The 16,782-nt window shown below is 67.6% G+C and carries 18 protein-coding genes; 10 read left to right on the top strand and 8 right to left on the bottom strand.

Features of this window, described 5'->3' with window-relative positions; translation table 11 throughout:
• Positions 1-15 precede the first annotated feature (15 nt).
• Both KA419_08220 and dnaK read left to right on the top strand, forming a co-directional pair.
• A complete protein-coding gene (locus KA419_08220) occupies positions 16-714 on the top strand; it encodes a nucleotide exchange factor GrpE (protein ID MBP7865924.1) in 699 nt (232 codons plus the stop codon).
• 43 nt (positions 715-757) lie between these two features.
• The gene (dnaK, locus tag KA419_08215) at positions 758-2,656 is read left to right on the top strand and encodes a molecular chaperone DnaK (protein MBP7865923.1); all 1,899 of its coding nucleotides are present in this window, start codon (positions 758-760) and stop codon (positions 2,654-2,656) included.
• A gap of 134 nt (positions 2,657-2,790) precedes the next feature.
• On the opposite strand, the gene KA419_08210 is transcribed toward dnaK, so the two are convergent.
• On the bottom strand, positions 2,791-3,141 hold the full coding sequence (locus tag KA419_08210) for an ATP-binding protein (protein MBP7865922.1): 351 nt from the start codon (positions 3,139-3,141) through the stop codon (positions 2,791-2,793).
• Complete coding sequence (locus tag KA419_08205; protein MBP7865921.1) at positions 3,114-3,524, bottom strand: ATP-binding protein; 411 nt, start codon at positions 3,522-3,524, stop codon at positions 3,114-3,116. The genes KA419_08210 and KA419_08205 overlap by 28 nt, the downstream gene beginning before the upstream one ends.
• Here KA419_08205 and KA419_08200 point away from each other — a divergent pair.
• Positions 3,515-3,904 carry a hypothetical protein gene (locus KA419_08200; protein MBP7865920.1) on the top strand — a complete coding sequence of 130 codons (390 nt, stop codon included), beginning with the start codon at positions 3,515-3,517 and terminating at the stop codon, positions 3,902-3,904. The genes KA419_08205 and KA419_08200 overlap by 10 nt on opposite strands.
• Before the next feature lie 251 nt (positions 3,905-4,155).
• On the opposite strand, the gene KA419_08195 is transcribed toward KA419_08200, so the two are convergent.
• Positions 4,156-5,613 (bottom strand): RtcB family protein, encoded by a 1,458-nt coding sequence (locus KA419_08195; protein MBP7865919.1) that lies wholly within the window; start codon positions 5,611-5,613, stop codon positions 4,156-4,158.
• A 405-nt stretch (positions 5,614-6,018) separates the two neighbouring features.
• Between KA419_08195 and KA419_08190 the strand changes: the two genes are divergently transcribed.
• The 4 genes from KA419_08190 (at position 6,019) to KA419_08175 (ending at position 7,954) form a co-directional block, all read left to right on the top strand.
• Positions 6,019-6,555, top strand: coding sequence for a hypothetical protein (locus tag KA419_08190; GenBank protein MBP7865918.1), 537 nt, complete (start codon positions 6,019-6,021; stop codon positions 6,553-6,555).
• A 100-nt stretch (positions 6,556-6,655) separates the two neighbouring features.
• Positions 6,656-6,991, top strand: a complete 336-nt coding sequence (locus KA419_08185) for an NADH-quinone oxidoreductase subunit A (GenBank protein ID MBP7865917.1) — start codon at positions 6,656-6,658, stop codon at positions 6,989-6,991.
• A complete protein-coding gene (gene nuoB, locus KA419_08180; GenBank protein MBP7865916.1) occupies positions 6,982-7,470 on the top strand; it encodes an NADH-quinone oxidoreductase subunit NuoB in 489 nt (162 codons plus the stop codon). Before KA419_08185 ends, nuoB begins: the two co-directional genes overlap by 10 nt.
• Before the next feature lie 7 nt (positions 7,471-7,477).
• On the top strand, positions 7,478-7,954 hold the full coding sequence (locus tag KA419_08175) for an NADH-quinone oxidoreductase subunit C (protein ID MBP7865915.1): 477 nt from the start codon (positions 7,478-7,480) through the stop codon (positions 7,952-7,954).
• Between the two features lie 417 nt (positions 7,955-8,371).
• Here KA419_08175 and KA419_08170 read toward each other — a convergent pair whose 3' ends face one another.
• Positions 8,372-8,764 (bottom strand): hypothetical protein, encoded by a 393-nt coding sequence (locus tag KA419_08170; protein ID MBP7865914.1) that lies wholly within the window; start codon positions 8,762-8,764, stop codon positions 8,372-8,374.
• Position 8,765: 1 nt separating this feature from the next.
• The gene (gene wecB, locus KA419_08165; protein MBP7865913.1) at positions 8,766-9,908 is read right to left on the bottom strand and encodes a UDP-N-acetylglucosamine 2-epimerase (non-hydrolyzing); all 1,143 of its coding nucleotides are present in this window, start codon (positions 9,906-9,908) and stop codon (positions 8,766-8,768) included.
• Between the two features lie 309 nt (positions 9,909-10,217).
• Here wecB and KA419_08160 point away from each other — a divergent pair, with 309 nt between their 5' ends.
• From KA419_08160 to KA419_08150, 3 genes are all read left to right on the top strand, one after another.
• A complete protein-coding gene (locus KA419_08160) occupies positions 10,218-11,285 on the top strand; it encodes a [FeFe] hydrogenase H-cluster radical SAM maturase HydE (protein ID MBP7865912.1) in 1,068 nt (355 codons plus the stop codon).
• Between the two features lie 205 nt (positions 11,286-11,490).
• Positions 11,491-12,030 (top strand): DUF1648 domain-containing protein, encoded by a 540-nt coding sequence (locus KA419_08155; protein ID MBP7865911.1) that lies wholly within the window; start codon positions 11,491-11,493, stop codon positions 12,028-12,030.
• 93 nt (positions 12,031-12,123) lie between these two features.
• Positions 12,124-12,615, top strand: a complete 492-nt coding sequence (locus KA419_08150) for a hypothetical protein (protein MBP7865910.1) — start codon at positions 12,124-12,126, stop codon at positions 12,613-12,615.
• Between the two features lie 66 nt (positions 12,616-12,681).
• Here the strand turns inward: KA419_08150 and KA419_08145 are convergent, their stop codons facing one another.
• The 3 genes from KA419_08145 to KA419_08135 all read right to left on the bottom strand — a co-directional run bounded on the left by KA419_08145 (position 12,682) and on the right by KA419_08135 (position 16,763).
• Positions 12,682-14,280, bottom strand: coding sequence for a transglycosylase SLT domain-containing protein (locus tag KA419_08145; protein MBP7865909.1), 1,599 nt, complete (start codon positions 14,278-14,280; stop codon positions 12,682-12,684).
• Positions 14,281-14,296: 16 nt separating this feature from the next.
• A complete protein-coding gene (locus KA419_08140) occupies positions 14,297-15,274 on the bottom strand; it encodes a peptidyl-prolyl cis-trans isomerase (GenBank protein MBP7865908.1) in 978 nt (325 codons plus the stop codon).
• A 277-nt stretch (positions 15,275-15,551) separates the two neighbouring features.
• The gene (locus KA419_08135; protein ID MBP7865907.1) at positions 15,552-16,763 is read right to left on the bottom strand and encodes a hypothetical protein; all 1,212 of its coding nucleotides are present in this window, start codon (positions 16,761-16,763) and stop codon (positions 15,552-15,554) included.
• Between the last annotated feature and the right edge of the window lie 19 nt (positions 16,764-16,782).

The following is a 16,782-nucleotide window of genomic DNA, read 5'->3' as shown; positions in this document are numbered from 1 at the left end:
CTCGTCGAGCGTGCGATGAACTCAGATAACGAACAGAATGTGAAGGCGTTCAACCCGCAATTGGGCTCCGATCTAGAGCGCCTTTTCCAGGAGGCCGAGGCGAGCATCGACAGCATCAAGAAGTCCAAGAAGGACGGAGGCGCTGACGACGAGCCTTCCCCCTCCCGCCCGGAGCCGGTGGGCATCGAGCCGGTGGTGGAGACGCCCTCCGCGTCGCTGACCGAAACGTCCCCCGGGCTTGTGGAGGAAATCCGCTTCCTTCGCGACCAGGTCGAGGGGCTCCAGTCCCGCCTGGACCGCCTTCAGTTCGAGTACCGGAACTACCGGGAGCGGACCGAGCGGGAGAAGGGGGAAATGTCCGTTTCCGCCAAGGCCGAACTGCTGCGCGATCTCCTGGGCGTGATCGACGTTTTCGACTGGGCTCGCGGCGCCCTTTCGGCGGAACGGGAGGGGTCCGACCCCGAGGGGTACCGCACCGGTTTTGTGATGCTTAGCAAGCAGTTTTACGATATAATGGAAAGGATTGGGCTGAAGCGAGTGCCTGTCGAGAACGTGCCGTTCGATCCGGAGTACCATCAGGCCGTGGCGGCCGAGGAATCCGACCAGTACGAGCGGCAGACGGTCCTGCGGGAGCTTAAGGCGGGTTTTCTGTACCAGGGTGTCCTGCTGAGACCGGCCATGGTCAAGGTGGGCATACCGGTCAGAAAGGGGTGAGGACCGAAGAATCCGGGAAACAGGTTAAGGAGCTGGAAAACACATGAAAGTCATCGGCATCGATCTCGGGACGACGAACTCGTGCGTGGCCGTGGTGGAAGGCGGCACCCCACAGATCATCCCCAACAACCTCGGGGGGCGCACCACGCCGTCCATCGTCGCCTTCACGGAGAAAAACGAGCGCCTGGTGGGGCAGATCGCCAAGCGGCAGTCCGTCACCAACGCCGCGAACACCATCTTTGCCGTGAAACGGCTCATCGGCCGGAAGTTCGACTCGCCGGAGGTCTCCCACGCCCGGGAGCACCTCCCCTACCAGCTGGTCCCGTCCGCCAACGGGGACATCCGGGTGAAGATCGCGGAGAAGAACTACTCCCCCCAGGAGATCTCCGCCATGATCCTCCAGTACCTCAAGACGTGCGCGGAGGAGTTCCTGGGCTCCTCCGACCTCGAGACCATCATCACGGTGCCCGCTTACTTCGACGACTCCCAGCGCCAGGCCACCAAGGACGCGGGGGAGATCGCCGGGCTCAAGGTCAAGCGCATCATCAACGAGCCCACGGCGGCCTCCCTGGCTTACGGCCTCGGCAAGGGGAAGAACGAGAAGATCGCCGTCTACGACCTCGGCGGGGGCACGTTCGACATCTCCATCCTCGAGATCAACGAGGGCGTCTTCGAGGTGCTCTCCACCTGCGGCGACAGCTTCCTGGGCGGGGAGGACTTCGACCAGAAGATCACCGACTGGATCATCCGGGAGTTCATGAACGACACGGGGATCGACCTGCGCAACGACATCCTGGCCCTCCAGCGGCTCAAGGAAGCCGCCGAGAAGGCGAAGTGCGAGCTGTCCACCGTGACCGAGACCAGCCTCTCGCTGCCCTTCATCGCCGCCGACGAGACCGGGCCCAAGCACTTCGACCGGGTCCTCACCCGGAGCCAGCTCGAGGAGATGGTCCGGGACCTCGTGGAGCGGACGCTGGAACCCTGCGAGAAGTCGCTTTACGACGCCCGGCTGAACATCAACGACATCGACAAGGTCATCCTGGTGGGCGGGCAGACCCGCATGCCCCGCATCCGGGCCATCGTCAGCGAATTCTTCAAGAAGCCCCCCTCCACCGAGATCAACCCGGACGAGGTCGTGGCCGTCGGCGCCGCACTCCAGGGCGGCGTGCTCAAGGGGGACGTCAAGGACATCGTCCTCCTGGACGTCATCCCGCTCTCCCTGGGCGTCGAGACCCACGGCGGGCTCTTCAACAAGATCATCGAGCGCAACTCCACCATCCCGCTCAAGAAGACCGTGGCCTTCACCACCGTGGCGGAGTGCCAGACCACCGTCGAGATCAACGTCCTCCAGGGCGAGCGCGACCTGGCCGAGTTCAACCGCTCCCTGGCCAAGTTCGAACTGGTGGGCATCGCCCCCGCCCCCCGCGGGATCCCGCAGATCGACGTGACCTTCGAGGTGGACTCCAACGGCATCCTGCACGTGTCGGCCAAGGACCAGAAGTCGGGGAAGGTCCAGGAAGTGCGGGTCACCCCGTCGTCGGGCCTGAGCCAGGACGAGATCCTCCGCATGAAGGAGGAGGCCAAGATCTTCTCCCAGAAGGACCAGGAGCGCAAGGAGCGCCGGCTGGCCATGAACCGGCTGGACGGGCTGCTGAAAAACGTCCAGAAGACCTTCACGGAGTACGGCTACCTGCTGACCCCGGACAAGGCCACGGAGGTCAAGAACGTGCTCACGGACGCCCAGAAGGTCCTTGCCGCCATCGACCCGGAGATCCCCTCCATCGAGAAGGCCCAGGCGGCCCTGGACCGCTCCGCCATGGAGATCACCAAGGCCATGCTCGCCGACCCCACCGCGGCCTCGTCCCTCGGCGGCGGCGGCGCCGACAAGGACTCCCAGTCCCAGATGGAGGACATCCTCCGCGGCTCCATCGACGTGTCTTAATCTTTACCACCTCTTGACGGGTTCGTAAAAAGCCGGGAAACGAGCGGGGAAGTGTCTTGGCGTCTTCGCGATGGAGTGAGACCGGCTATCCTGTCTGTTTCCCCGGTGTCCGGATCATCCGTGTCCATCGGTGTTCATCCGTGGTTCATTTCCGGTGTATCCGGGTCGGGCTGTGCCAGGCACGATTTGCCGGCCTGCTTGCGGAGGGAGGCTTCCCGGCGTGGCAGGAGGAAGATCAGGAAGGAGTCCTCGAGGCAGTCGATGTACTCGAACAACGTGTTCTTCGAGACGGACAACCCCCGGGAGGTGAAGTCGCGGTGCAGCTTGCTCACGTTGAGCAGGGAGGTCGTGTTGCGGAAGGCGTGCCGCAACAACTCGCGGACCAGGGCCTCGTTGCGCAGCGAATAACGCTCCACGACATCCCGGTACATCATCAGGGAGGCGTACTCGCCCAGGATCAGTGGCCGCAGCGGCTCTTCGGCCAAGACGACTTCCGGGAACCCTCCCCAGAGCAGGTCTTCTCCAGTTCGTGGCGGATCCGGCTCTTGCTGTCGGCGCTGAAGGGCACCGCTTCGATGCCGAGGGAGGACAGGCGCTCCCGGAAACCGAGGGGGAAGATTTCCGGGGTGATGCTCCGGCCCCGCAGGGCCGAGGCCAGGTCGCGGGTCAGCAGGCGCGACGACGAGCCGGTGACGAAGACCTCGACGTCCTCCGTGTCGACGACCCGGCGGACCCATCGTTCCCATCCGGGCGTGTTTCTTCTCCGGGAGGTATTTTTTTCAGAATTGTTGATCCGTGAAAAATCGGGTCCCGGTTTCCCGCATCTACAAGGGCAGCGACTGATAAAGGAGGTTTGAAATGAAAACAAGACTGATCCTGACACTCGGTTTCCTGCTTGCACTGAGCGTAATCTCCGGATTCGGGCAAGCGCCTCTGCTCAAGGTGAACGTCGATTTCCCGTTCATCGTCAAGGACACGGAGTTGCCCGCCGGCGAGTACGAATTCGTTCGGGAACCGTCGGGGTGGATGTTCAGGGTGAAGGACCAGGGGGATCACGTCGCCCTGGTGACGGTCCTGACAACCCTCAGCCGGGAGACGCACACGACGGTGAAGGACGCTCACGTGATCTTCGACAAGGTGGGGGACAAGTTCATCCTTTCGGAACTCTGGATCCCGGGCCACGACGGCTACCTGGTCGGGACCACCCCGAAGGAGCACGGTCACAAGGTCCTGAACGTCGATTATTGATCCGCTTCTTTCGACGCGCTTCTTTCCGGTTCACCGGGGGGCGGGCCATCCGAACGGGATGTCCGCCCCCCCTGGTTTTTCAGGGACGATCAGCCCTTGATGAGCCCGCAAGAAGTCGCGAAAGGGGGATTTCCCTCGAATAACACGAATTTACGCGAATTTATAACACGAATAATATCTATTGATTATTGATTCCGGATTCGCGTTCATTCGCGTGATTCGCGGGCAAAGTAGGACTTTTTGCGACCGCGTCAACCCTTGATCACGGCCAGGGGACGGAGGCGGGCCACGCGGCGGTTCAGGCCGGCTTTCACCACGGCGTCCACCACCTCGCCCACGTCCTTGTAGGCGTCGGGCATCTCCTCCGCCAGGGTGCCACGGGAGGCCGCCATCACCAGGATCCCCCGCTTCTCCAGCTCCCCGGCGATGGAGCGTCCTTTTGCGGCCTTCATGGCGGCGTGGCGCGAGAGGACCCGGCCGGCGCCGTGGCAGGTGGAGCCGAAGGTTTCCTCCACCGCCCGTTCCGTCCCCAGCAGGACGTAGGAGCAGGTCCCCATGTCCCCCGGGACGATGACCGGCTGGCCGAGCTCCCGGAAACGGCGGGAGAGCTCCGGCCGCCCCGGCCCGAAGGAGCGCGTGGCGCCCTTGCGGTGCACGCAAACCTCCGTCTCCACGCCGTTCACCGTGTGCGTCTCGATTTTGGCGATGTTGTGGGCCAGGTCGTAGACCAACCGCATCCCCAGGGCCCGCGGCGTGATCTTGAGCGCCTCCAGGAAGGCTTCCCGGACGTAGTGGCCGATGATCTGCCGGTTGGCGAAGGCGTAGTTCCCCGCGGCGGCCATGGCGCCGCGGTAGCGCCGCCCTTCGGGCGAGTTCACGGGCGCGCAGCAGAGCTGGGGGTCGGGGAGTTCGATCCCGTAGTGCCGGGCGGCTTTTTTCATGTCCACGATGAAGTCGTCGCAGACCTGGTAGCCGAGCCCGCGCGAACCCGTGTGAACCGTCACCGTGACCTGCCCCTCGAAGAGCCCCATCGCCTTCGCGGCGTCCGGGTCGAAGACCTCGTCCACGCATCCGATCTCGATGAAGTGGTTGCCGGAGCCGAGGGTGCCCAGCTGGGAGCGCCCCCGCTCCTTCGCCTTGCCGGAGACCGCGTCGGGGTCGGCGTCGGGGAAGCGGCCGCCGTCCTCGATGCACTCGAGGTCCTCTTTCGCGCCGTAGCCCGATTTTATCGCCCAGCCGGCGCCGGCGGCCAGAACACGGTCCTCGTCCCTCGGGCCGAGCTTCAGGTCCTTCCGGCTGGAGCCGACCCCGGCGGGTACGTTTCGAAAGATCCCCACCGCGAGTTCCCGCAGACGGGCGGTCAGCTCGGGGCGCGTCAGCCGCGTGGCCATCAGGCGCACCCCGCAGTTGATGTCGTAACCGACGCCGCCGGGGCTGATGACGCCGTCGTCCACGGCGAAGGCCGCCACGCCTCCGATGGGGAATCCGTAGCCCCAGTGGATGTCCGGCATGGCCATGGCGTCTCCCACGATGCCGGGCAGGGTGGCCACGTTGCCGATCTGCAGGAGGCTCTCGTCGGTTTTCAGGCACCGGAGCAGTTTCGGGGTGGCGTAGAAGCGCCCGTCCACCCGCATGGGGCCGAAACGGGGGATCCGGTACACGGTCTCCCCCTCGGGCCGGATTCGCGCACGAACCTCGTCGATGTTCATTTTTCCCTCCCCCAAACCGGTGCGAACCGGAAATCCACCTCGAACCTACCCGGCAACCGGATTTAACCACGGATGAACACGGATGAACACGGATAAACACGGATTCAGGCCGTTCGGGCCGCCGGCGCTGTCCTTTGGGCCCCTTTGGTCCTTTTGGTCCTTTTGGTCCTTTCGTCCTTTGGCCCTTGCCTTTTCCCCCGGCACAGGCCCCCGTCCCCGGAGGCCCGAAGAGCCAGCCGGAGCCTCCCGGCCGCACCGGAGACCGCATCCGCCGGCTCCGGCCGGCCCTCCGAACCTCGGGAACCCTCCTCTCCTATCTTATACCCTTTGGTTTATTTATCAACCCTGCAGGATGCCGTTGTTAAACCGGCCGGTCTTGGTTATACTCGGCGGGAGGTGAACCGGATGAAAGAAAATCCCCCCCGAACGCCCCCGACGATCCCGGAATACGTGCGGGAGCTTGACGAGCGGCTCGGCGGCCTTTCCCCCGCCGCGGCCCGCAGCCGCCTGGGAGCGTTTGCCAAGGCCCAGCCGGAGATCCGGGCCCTCTTCGACGCGGTCCGGGAGGGGTGGCCGGAAGCGGAGTTCCCCGCCGAGGGCTTCTTTTACGCTTACGCCCTGCACGGCTTCCTCCGGGACGTCCTGGGCGCCGACGAGCCCCGGCACGAGGTGAAGGACGTCCTCCAGGCGGCCGAGACGGTGGACCTCCGATTCCGGGCCGCGGCGGGGGACACCCCTTGCGCCGTGGACGACCTGGGGGGGCTGTTGTTCCCGAACGGCTCCCCCGTGGCCGGGTTCGGCGCCCTCTGGGACCGGTACCTGGCGGATTTGCTCGAGGACGGCCTGCTGGACGCCGACCTCGGCGCGGCGCTCCGGAAGTTCTACGCCGTGGCGCTGCTACTGGCCGACGAGACGGCGTCCCTGCGGCCGGCGAGGATTTGACCTGTGAGGATTTGACCTGTCAATTCCCGCCGCTTTCTGCTACGATAAAGGGGTTCAGCACGGAGGAAGGATCGTGGACCCGTCGTCCAACCCGGTTTCGATGCTCGTGTTCCTGGCGGCCACCGCGGCGCTGCTGGGGGGGATGCTGGCGTTCTCCGCCTGGCTGGGCCCCCGTCGCCGGCACCCTGTCAAGGACGAGCCCTTCGAGTGCGGCATCGCGGACCCGGCTCCCCTCGCCCACCGGGTCTCCGTGAAGTTCTTCGTCACCGGCCTGCTGTTCCTGGTCTTCGACGTGGAAATCGCGTTCCTCTTCCCCTGGGCGGTGATCGTCAAGGCCCTCGGGGCGCCGGTGTTCTGGCTCATGGCGGTGTTCCTGCTGGTCCTCGGGGCCGGGTTGGCCTACGTCTGGAAGCGGGGGGCGCTGGAATGGGACTGAGAAAGGCGGTGGCGGGCGTCTTCGGCGACGAGGGCTTCGTGACGACGCGGTTGGACGCGGTGGTCGCCTGGTCGCGGCGCTACTCCCTCTTCCTCTACCCCTTCGTCACGGCCTGCTGCGGCATGGAGTACATGTCCGTGTCGTGCGCCCACTACGACATCGACCGGTTCGGCGCCGCCCTCCCGCGTTTCTCCCCCCGCCAGGCGGACGTGCTCATGGTGGTGGGGACCATCTCCCACAAGATCGCCCCCGTCCTCCGGAGGGTCTACGACCAGATGACCGAGCCCCGGTGGGTGGTGGCCTTCGGCGTGTGCACCTGCACGGGGGGCTTTTACGACAACTACGCCACGGTCCAGGGGATCGACACCATCCTCCCCGTGGACGTCTACATTCCGGGGTGCCCTCCCCGGCCGGAGACGGTCCTGGACGGCATCATGAAGCTGCAGGAAAAGATCCGAACCCAGAGACAGGAGTATTGAGGCAAGCATGGGACTGGCCGGGCAACTGATCCGCGAAGGGTTTCCGGACGCCTTCGTCGAGTGCACCGAGGAGCGGGGCGAGGAGTGCGTGCGCGTCCACCCCGAGGGGATCGCGGCGGTCGCCCGGTTCCTGAAGGAGGACCCCCGGCTGGATTTCAACGTCCTCATGGACCTGGCGGGGGTGGATTACCCGGACGAGGAACCCCGCTTCGAGATCGTTTACCACTTCTACGCGCTGGCACGGAAAGCGCGGCTCCGGGTGAAGGTGCGGGTCCCGGAGGCGCGGCCCGAGGTGGACTCGCTGACCCCTCTCTGGAAGGCCGCCGATTGGCACGAGCGGGAAGCCTGGGACCTCTTCGGGATTCGCTTCAAGGGGCACCCGAACCTGAAGCGGATCCTCCTCTACGAGGAGTTCGAGGGGCACCCCCTCCGAAAGGACTACCCCATCCGCAAGCGCCAACCCCGCATCGGCCCGCTGAACTGACCCCCCCAAAAATGGCGAACGGCCTCCCCCGCTCCCGCGGGAAAGGCCGGCGGCGTCGCTCGCGTGCCGGGTTGAACCGTCATCTCCTCCGGATCGGCTTCCGCTTCCCGGATTTTTCGGTGGGGCAGCTCGGGTTGAAGGGCGAACAGGCCTGGGCGATCCCGATCTCGGCCAGGATTTGCTCGCTGGCGTACGTCACGAGGCGGGGAGGAACGTACGGTTTCCGGGCCCCGGTCGGAGCCGAGCGTGTAACCTTTTTGCTTTCTTTTTTTTGCATCCCATCCTCACGCAAGGCCCGCCACCGCCGGGCTGAATGCGCCCCTCGACTTCACCATAGTACAGATAGTTGGAGTATTCAATGAAATTTTGAAAATGTCCACCCCGGGGCCCGATCCGGGGGGCCGGGGGGACGCGGCTTCAGTGCGCGGGGTCGTCGTCGGGCGGTTCCGGCGTGAAGGGGGACTTGGGCTCGGACCGCTTCCGGCGTTCGGAGTCGGCGATCTGCTGCTTCAGTTCCTCGAGGGGGATGGAGGGGATTTTCCCGAACCCTTCCGGGAGGGTCTCCTCGACCTCGGCGGAGGGGCTCTTCTGTTCCTGCCGGAGCTGCCGCGCGATCGAATTCAGGTAACGGCGCACCAGGATCGAAAGGTAGAAGGCGATCAGGCCCAGGCCCACCACGAGGAGGATGGTCTGGTTGGAGAGCCCCAGGTCGTCCTCCACCAGGAAAAGGCCCGCGAGGACGCTCACGGACACGATGGGCCCCAGGTAGATCAGCGGGATGGTTCTGCGGGATTTCCGTTTCCTGGCCATGTCACTCCTCCCCGGGCGCACCGGGATCGAAAGGCCTCACGGGACGGCCCAGCAGGATGTCCCGAATCCGCTCGGCGGCCCGGCCGTCGCCGTAGGGGTTCACGGCGCGGGCCATCCGGGCGCGGGCCACGGGGTCGGTCAGCAGCGCGCACGCGAGGTGCACGATGCGGGTGTCGTCGGTGCCCGCCAGGAGCACCGTCCCCGCCTCGACCGCCTCGGGCCGCTCGGTCACTTCCCGGAGCACGAGCACCGGCTTCCCGAGCGCCGGCCCCTCCTCCTGGATGCCGCCGGAATCCGTCAGGATCAGGCAGGCGCGCCGCATGAGGTGGACCAGGGCGAGGTAGTCGAGGGGGCCCGTCAGGGTGACGCCGGGGTGGGCGCCCAGGAGACGCTCCACCGGGCGGCGCACACTCGGGTTGGGGTGGACCGGGTAGACGAGGTGGACGTCACCGGGGAACGTGTCGGCGATCTTGGCGAGCGCCCGGCAGATTCGTTCCAGCGGCTGCCCGAAATTCTCCCGCCGGTGGGCGGTGACCAGGACCAGCCTCCGGTCGCCGGGCAGCGCCTCCAGGGGTGTCCCCGCGGCATCCCACGGCAGGTCCGACGCCAGGCGGAGCGCGTCGATCACGGGGTTTCCCGTGACGTGGACGGCGCCGCCGCTGACCCCCTCCCCGAGCAGGTTCTGCCGGGCCCGGGCCGTGGGTGCGAAGTGGACGTCGGCGATCACCCCGGCCACCTTCCGGTTGATCTCCTCGGGGAACGGCTGGGACCGGTCGAAGGAGCGGAGGCCGGCTTCCACGTGCCCCACCCGGCACCGGCCGTAGAAGGCGGCCAGGGCGGCGGCGGCCACCGTGGTGGTGTCGCCCTGCACCAGCACCCAGTCGGGTTTCTCCTCTTCCAGGACGTTCCCCGTCCGCTCGAGGACGGCGGCGGCAACCCGGGCGGGCGTCTGGTTTTCCGCCATCACGTCCAGGTCGTGGTCCGGGACGATGCCGAACCGGTCGAGGACCTGGTCGAGCATCTCCCGGTGCTGGGCGGTGGCCAGGACCCGGCAGGTCACCCCCGGTTCTTCGCGCAGGCGAAGGATCACCGGGGCCATCTTGATGGCTTCCGGTCGGGTTCCCACGACGGCGAGCATCCTCATCGGACCGATCACTCCCTTTCAGAAGCCTGGGTGAAGGACATCCTTTCCGGCTTGTCCGGCTTCGGCTCAGAGTGGGATTATAATCGCGAACCCCGGTCCGTCAAAGGAGAAAGAACAGGGGGCCCGGGGAGGCCCCCCGGGCCCAGGGTCCCACAAATCCGTTCCCATCCGCCCCTGGCGGAAGTACAATGAGGGCAGGAGGACGCGTTGAAATCGGACCCCGCACCCACCGCGGCCGTGAACCCACCCCCCGAGGGGAACGGAGGGAAGACGACCCCCTCGGGAGACCCTTCCCCGGGATTCGAGGAGATCCGCGCCTGGCTGCGGGAGGAGGACGAGGCACGGCTCGCCGCACTCTGGGAACGAGCGGACGAGACCCGCCGGCGCTGGGTCGGCGACGACGTCCACCTGCGGGGCCTGGTCGAGATCTCGAGCCACTGCCGCCGGCTCTGCGCCTACTGCGGCTTGAGGGCGCCAAACGTCGCCCTGGCCCGCTACCGGCTGGGTCGGGAGGATATCCTCGAGTGCGCCGACCGGGCCCGGTCGTTCGGTTTCGGCACCCTCGTGATGCAGTCGGGCGAGGACCCCGGGATCGAGGCGGAGTGGTTGGCGGAGGTGATCCGCCAGGTCCGGGCCCGCACGGGACTGGCCGTCACGCTGAGCCTCGGCGAGCGGGGCCCCGACGAACTGTCCCTGTGGCGGGAGGCCGGGGCCGACCGGTACCTTCTGCGCTTCGAGACGTCCAACCCCGACCTGTATCGCCGCATCCACCCGCCGGTCAAGGGCGGGACGGACGACCGCATCGGCCTCCTGCGATCCCTTCGCGCCCTGGGCTACGAGACCGGCAGCGGGGTGATGGTGGGGATCCCGGGGCAGACCTTCGACGACCTGGCGCGGGACATCCTGCTCTTCCGCGACCTCGGGTTGGACATGATCGGTGCGGGCCCCTTCATCCCCCACCCGGCCACGCCGCTGGGGGCCCCGCGGGGGGGGGCGGGAGCCCCCTTTCCCGGGCCCGGGCCGGGCGTGCGCCACGAAGAACAGGTCCCGAATTCCGTCGCCATGACCCTGAAGACCCTGGCCCTGGCCCGCCTGGCGTGCCCCTGGGCCAACATCCCCAGCACCACGGCCCTCGCCGCCCTCGACCCGGACCGCGGCCGTGAGCGGGGCCTGCAGTGCGGGGCGAACGTCGTCATGCCGAACCTGACGCCCCCGATCTTCCGGGCCGGCTACGCGATCTACCCGGGGAAGGCCTGTCCGGGGGAAACGGTGGACGCCGGGTGGGCGCGGCTCCAGGCGCAACTCCGATCCATCGGCCGCCGACCGGGCACAGGCCCCGGGCCTTCCCGGCGCCTGGAAGGCCCGGTCGGCCGGTGACGAAGGGTGGACCCGCCAATAGCTGTATTTTGCCCGCGAAACACGCGGATGAACGCGAATCGGAAATCTTCCTCGAGTGATGGGTTCGCAAAAAGTACCATCACCCTCCGGGTGATGGCTCAAACAAAGGCCTTACAGACACTTTCCCGCTCGTTTTCCGACTTTTTGCGAACCCCTCAAGATTGGAACGTCCGTGGAGGAGATGATGGAGAACGAAAGAAGAACCTGGGTTCGCCGCGCCCTGGTCGCCCTCAACCTGGTCATCCCGTCGGTGACGGGGATCGTCGGGATCGTGGCCTGGCACGGTCTCCCGTCCAGGGTGCCCGTCCACTTCGACCTGGCGGGCCGGCCGGACCGCTGGGCGGGGAGGGGGTGGGAGGTCGCCGTCCTCTTCTTCATGCTCCCCTGGGCCACCGCGGCCCTGTTCTTCGCCGCTGCGGCGTTGACGCGCTGGAGCTTCCGGCACCCCCGCTGGATCAACATCCCCAACAAGGAGGCGTTCCTGGCGCTCCCGCCGGAGCGGCAGGCGGACTACCGCGACTTGGTGGTGGAGTTCCTGTTCGCGGTGGGGGTTGCCATCGAGACAATCCTGCTGACCGCCGTCCTCGCCGTGATCCAGGTGGCGTCGGGGCCGGGCGGCCGTCTCCCCTGGTGGGGCGTCTGGCCGGGGATGGGCGCCACTCTGCTCCTGGCGGCCATCTACACGGTCCGGCTTATCCGCGGGGCCGCGGGGTTTCGCCCCTGACCGCCCGGCCGGCCCCGGATTTCCCTTGCGGCGGCGGAACCCCCGGTCTAGAATGAAGCGACAAGACCAGCCGCGAAATGCGAAGGAGGATGTATGAACGGACGTAAGCTGTTTGCGCTTTTCGGAATGGTGTTTCTGATGGCGTTGTCGGTCGGCGTGGCGGCCGCCGAGGACCTTCCGAACCCCAAAGGGACTCAGCCCGCCTACCCCGCGAAACTGGAGTGGGACCTCAAGATCGCACCCGACACGCTGTTCTACCAATTGGCGTCGGACGTCCGTGTCACCGACAAGAACCCCGTGTCCTGGACGGTGCCGACCCTCGGTTTCCGCGATTTCCGGATCGTCCTCTTCATGACGGGCTCCGAGCGGACCAGCAAGGTGGTGGCCACTGCGGTCAAGCTGACCCTGTCCACCAAGGACGGGGACAAGGATTTCGATTACTACAAGAAAGACATCGCCATCGACACGGGGCGGACCGACGGGGAAGCCCTCTCGACGGCCGTTTACGGCGAGAGCATCACCATCCGGGTGGAGCCGAAGAACTGTAACGGCAACCTCCACCTCTCGGTATACCTTCTGAAGTGACCCGGCCGACGGGGAAGTGCGCGACGCTTCGACCGGTCCCGGCCGGGCGGGGGTGGGCGGGGCCCGCTATCGCCGGCCGGCGCCGGGCGAGACCGCCAGTCGCTGCCCGGGCTGGATCGTGAAGTCCTTGAGCGCGTTCCACCGGCGGATCTGCTCGGGTTTCACGCCGTAGATCCTCGAGATCCGGTAAACCGTTTCCCCCGGCTGCACGATGTGATACCGGGTTGTCCCGGGCCCCCCCGGTTCCGGCCGGCGAAGCTCGGCCGGCGAGGGGGTGGCCGGTTCCGCGGGGGTGCGGGCGGCGCTGTGCGCCGGGGGCGGCGGGGACACGAGGGTGAGCACGGGTCGGGCCCCGCCGGGCCCCGCTGCCGGGGGCGGGGACGCGGTGGCCCGGCTCCCGTTTGCGGCGGGGGCCGTTGCCGGGGGGGCGGCCCGGAGCGGAAGGTCGGAGGGCGGCCGCACAGGGGGGGCCGCCCCGACCGCGTCGGGCGGGAGCCGGACCGGGTAACCGGCCGGCAGGGACAACTTCAAGCTTTTCGACAGGACCGCGGGGTTGTAGGCCAGGAAGGTCTCGTGGTCCACGTCGAAGCGATCCAGCACGGTCTTGACGGGGGTTTTCGCGGTCAGTTCCACCCGGGTGAACAACCAGGGCGGGTGGGGGGTCACGTCCGGCGGGAAGTACTGCTGGGGGTTTCGCAGGATCCGGAGCGCCGCCAGGAATTCCGGGTAATAGTTCCGCGACGCATAACCGAAAAGCCTCGACGCGTAGTGTTTCATGATGCGGACGTGGTCGGTCCCGAACTCGTCCCGGGCCCGGGAGATCCCGCCGACGCCGTGGTTGTAGGACATCACCGCCAGCGGCCAGCTCCCCAGCCTGCGGTGGGCGTCGAGAAGGTAGCGGGAGGCGCCGCGGGTCGCCAGGATGGGGTCGAGGCGGAAGTCCAGCTGCTTGTTCACCTGGCCGAGGTAGATCCGGCCCGTGGAGCGGATGAACTGCCAGACGCCCACCGCACCCTTGCTGGAGCGGGAAGAGAGCACGAAGGAGGACTCGAAGAGGGGGAGCGCCAGGATGTCGAGGGGCACGCCCGCCTCCGCGAACACCTCGGCCATGTGCGGGAGGTAACGCCCTGCCAGCACCCACCCGCGCGTGAAGCGTTCGCGGATGCCGCGCTGGGTGTGCAGCCGCCCCGCGAAACCCGCGAAGTCCCCGGGCTCGGGGGCCCGGCCGAGGCGCTTCCGGGCGAGTTCGACGACGGCCTGTTCCCCCGGCTCGAGGGGCGCCTTTTCCCGGAGGCGGCCGGCGAGGCCCGAAAGGGTCTCCTCCCAGCGACGCTGGGCTTCGGAGACGACCCGCCGCTGCTCCCGGGCGGCGTCGGGGTCCGTTTCGTAGTCCCCCGACACGTCGAGGACCTCCCAGACGAGGTCCACCGTCTCCGCGTCGTGGATGAGGATCTGGTTTTTCCCGTACCGGGTGAAGATGTCCTCCCAGAAAGAGACGGCCCCCTCCATGCCGGTTTCAGGAAAGAGGACCGCCTGCGCCGGGACGACCGGGACCGGGCTGCAGACCAGGGCCCCCAGCACCGCCATCGTCACCAGCGCCCAGGGAGGGGTTCGGCGGCGGTCCCGCCCGGGTGCCGCGGGGAGAACCGGTCTCGGGGACGTCATCGGTCACCTGCCGCCGTCACTGGGGCTGGGTGAGCGGCTGTCTCTCCCGGGGCCGGGATGCCGGGGCGCCGGGCCCGGAAGACCCTGCCGGCTTGCCGACGGTCGGCTGGACGCTGTCGAACTTGTCCTTGGAAAGGACGACCCCGTACTTCTTCGCGAGTTCGTCCTTGGTCCTGGCCAGGATCTCCGCCTTCTTCTCGGCCGTCAGGCGGTTCAGGATGGAATTCTTGACACTCTCGAGGGGGAGGATCTCCGTGGGTTTTTTCATCTCCACCCGAACGAACTCGAACCCGGAACGGGTCTTGATGGGGCCCTCGGTCTTCCCCGCCTCGAGGGCGAAGGCGGCCTTCTCGAAATCGAGGTCCATGTCGCCCTTGCGGATGAACCCGAGGTCACCGCCCTTGTTGCTGGTCGCCTTGTCCTGGGAGTACTTCCGGGCCAGTTCGTTCCAGTCGGCCCACTTGTCGAGTTCCGCCTGGACGGCGGCTGCGTCGGCTTCCGTTTTCACGAGGATGTGCCGGGCCTTGACCCGCTCGGGCATGGCGTACGACATGCGGTGCTCGTCGTAGTACTTCTGGACTTCCTCGTTCGAGATGAAGATGTTGTCCGTGACGTCCTTCGAGAGTTCCGTGTAGAGGATGGTCCGGGTGTAGTCCTCGATCTGGCGGCGGATCCGCTCCCGGTTCAGGTAGCCCCGGGCCTGGGCCTCCTTCGCGAAGACGATCTTGTTGACGAACTCCAGGATGTAGTTCTCCTTGCGGCCCGGGTCGTTGAAGTGCTCGAGGAACTGGGGCGGGATGTTGGTGAAGGAGCGCTCGATGTCGTCCACGGTCACCTTGAAATCCCCGCCCTCGGCCACCACCGTTGCCTTGCGGGCGGCTTCCGCCGGGCTTCCCGGCAGCGCCTTGTCCTGCGGCTTCACCGGGGCCTGGGCAAACCCGGCCACGACCAGCCCGCCAGCCGCGATCAGAATCAGCAGGGACATCCTTTTCATCACCTTACCTCCAAGTGCAGAATAAACAACGAAATTTATCGGACTTCGGTGGAATACACAAGAAAAAAAAGCACAGGATTGCTATTACGAGCCATTCCGCGACGGGTTCCCCGTGCCGGCGCGGCGTCGGCTCCGGCGGCGGGAGCGCTCCGGCACGCGGGTAACGTCCGGGCGGGAGGGACGGGCCCCGCCCCCGGCGCCGGGACAACGGCCGGTCCGTCGCGCCGCCGCCCGGCGCGGTGATGGGCCCTGCCCGCCGATGGGGGCCGGGCCCGGGTCAGCGGGCCGGCGGGGCGAAGTAGCGGAGGAAGGCCCGGAAGGCCCCGGCGTGGTCGCCGAGAAAGAGGACGCGGTGGTTGCCCAAGGGGTCGTCGAACATCTCCGCCAGCCCGCTGTCCAGGCGGACCCGGACCTGGGTGCGGCAGAGGTCCGGGCGGCGGAGGTTCTCCAGGATCGCTCCCGGGGCGACCCAGAACCGGTCGAGGGCCGGCCCGCCGGCGCGGACGAGGGTGCAGGGGCCCGGCGGGAGGGTCCCGCGGATCGCCGCGCCCAGGCCGGACTCGAAGTGGGTGTCCACCGTTCGGGAGGTGGTCATGGACAACGGCACGGTGCAGTGGGCGAGGACCATCTCGCCCGCGGCGAGGTCGGCCTCGGCCGGGTTGCACATGAAGGCGGCCCCGGCCCCGAGGTGCCGGCCGAGAACCATGGTGAACAGGGAAGGCACGTCCCCTTCACAGGCGGCGGGGAACCCCGCGTCGTTGAGCTGGGCGAGGGGGATGCACCCGGTCTCGCGAAGGGTCCCCAGCAGGTCGAAGCAGCGCAGGGTGAGGCCCGTCAGGCGGTGCGCCCGGGCCACCGACAGGAGGGCGGCCCGCAGGGCCCGCGTCCCCGGGGTGGGGCCCGTCCCGTCCCCCCCGTCCGTCCACGCCGCGTCCCCTTCCCCGGAGGGGGTTTGCCCTTCCCTGCGGCAGTGGCGGACCAGCTCCTCCAGGCTCACGTCCCGGATCCGCGCCCCCCAACGCTCCTTCACGAGGCGGGCGTCGGCACGGCTGGCGATGAGCCAGTCGGAAGGCTCGCCGATCACCCCGAGCCGTTCCCGCCCCAGGCGGCTGCGGGCGGCGGCGCAGCGGCCGAGGAGGGCGAGCCGCCGTCCGATGCCGACCGGGTCCCCGTGCAGGATCTCGCCGTCCCGGCCCCGGGACCGGACCCAGGCCAGGATCTCCAGCGCGGCCGCGAGGCTGTTCTCGCCCGGGTTGGCCAGGAGAAAGACCGGGCCTTTCAGGAGGGGGAACCGCTCGACGAACTGGCGCTCCGTCCCCCCGGTGCGGACCCAGACCACGGCCAGCGGGCCCCGGGGAACGTCGTCCGCCGGGTGGTCCCGGAAGCGGAACCGGCCGGACGCCTCCACGCGGCGGAGCCACGCCGCCTGGCCCCCGAGCCGGTCAGGAGTGTGAAGCGGGGACATCAACGGGACCAGGTCGATTCTCATCTTTTCCTCCCACTCGCGC

The organism is Acidobacteriota bacterium (assembly GCA_018001935.1).
Classification (GTDB): Bacteria; Acidobacteriota; JAAYUB01; order JAAYUB01; family JAAYUB01; genus JAGNHB01.
This window is presented reverse-complemented; position numbering and strand designations above follow the sequence as displayed.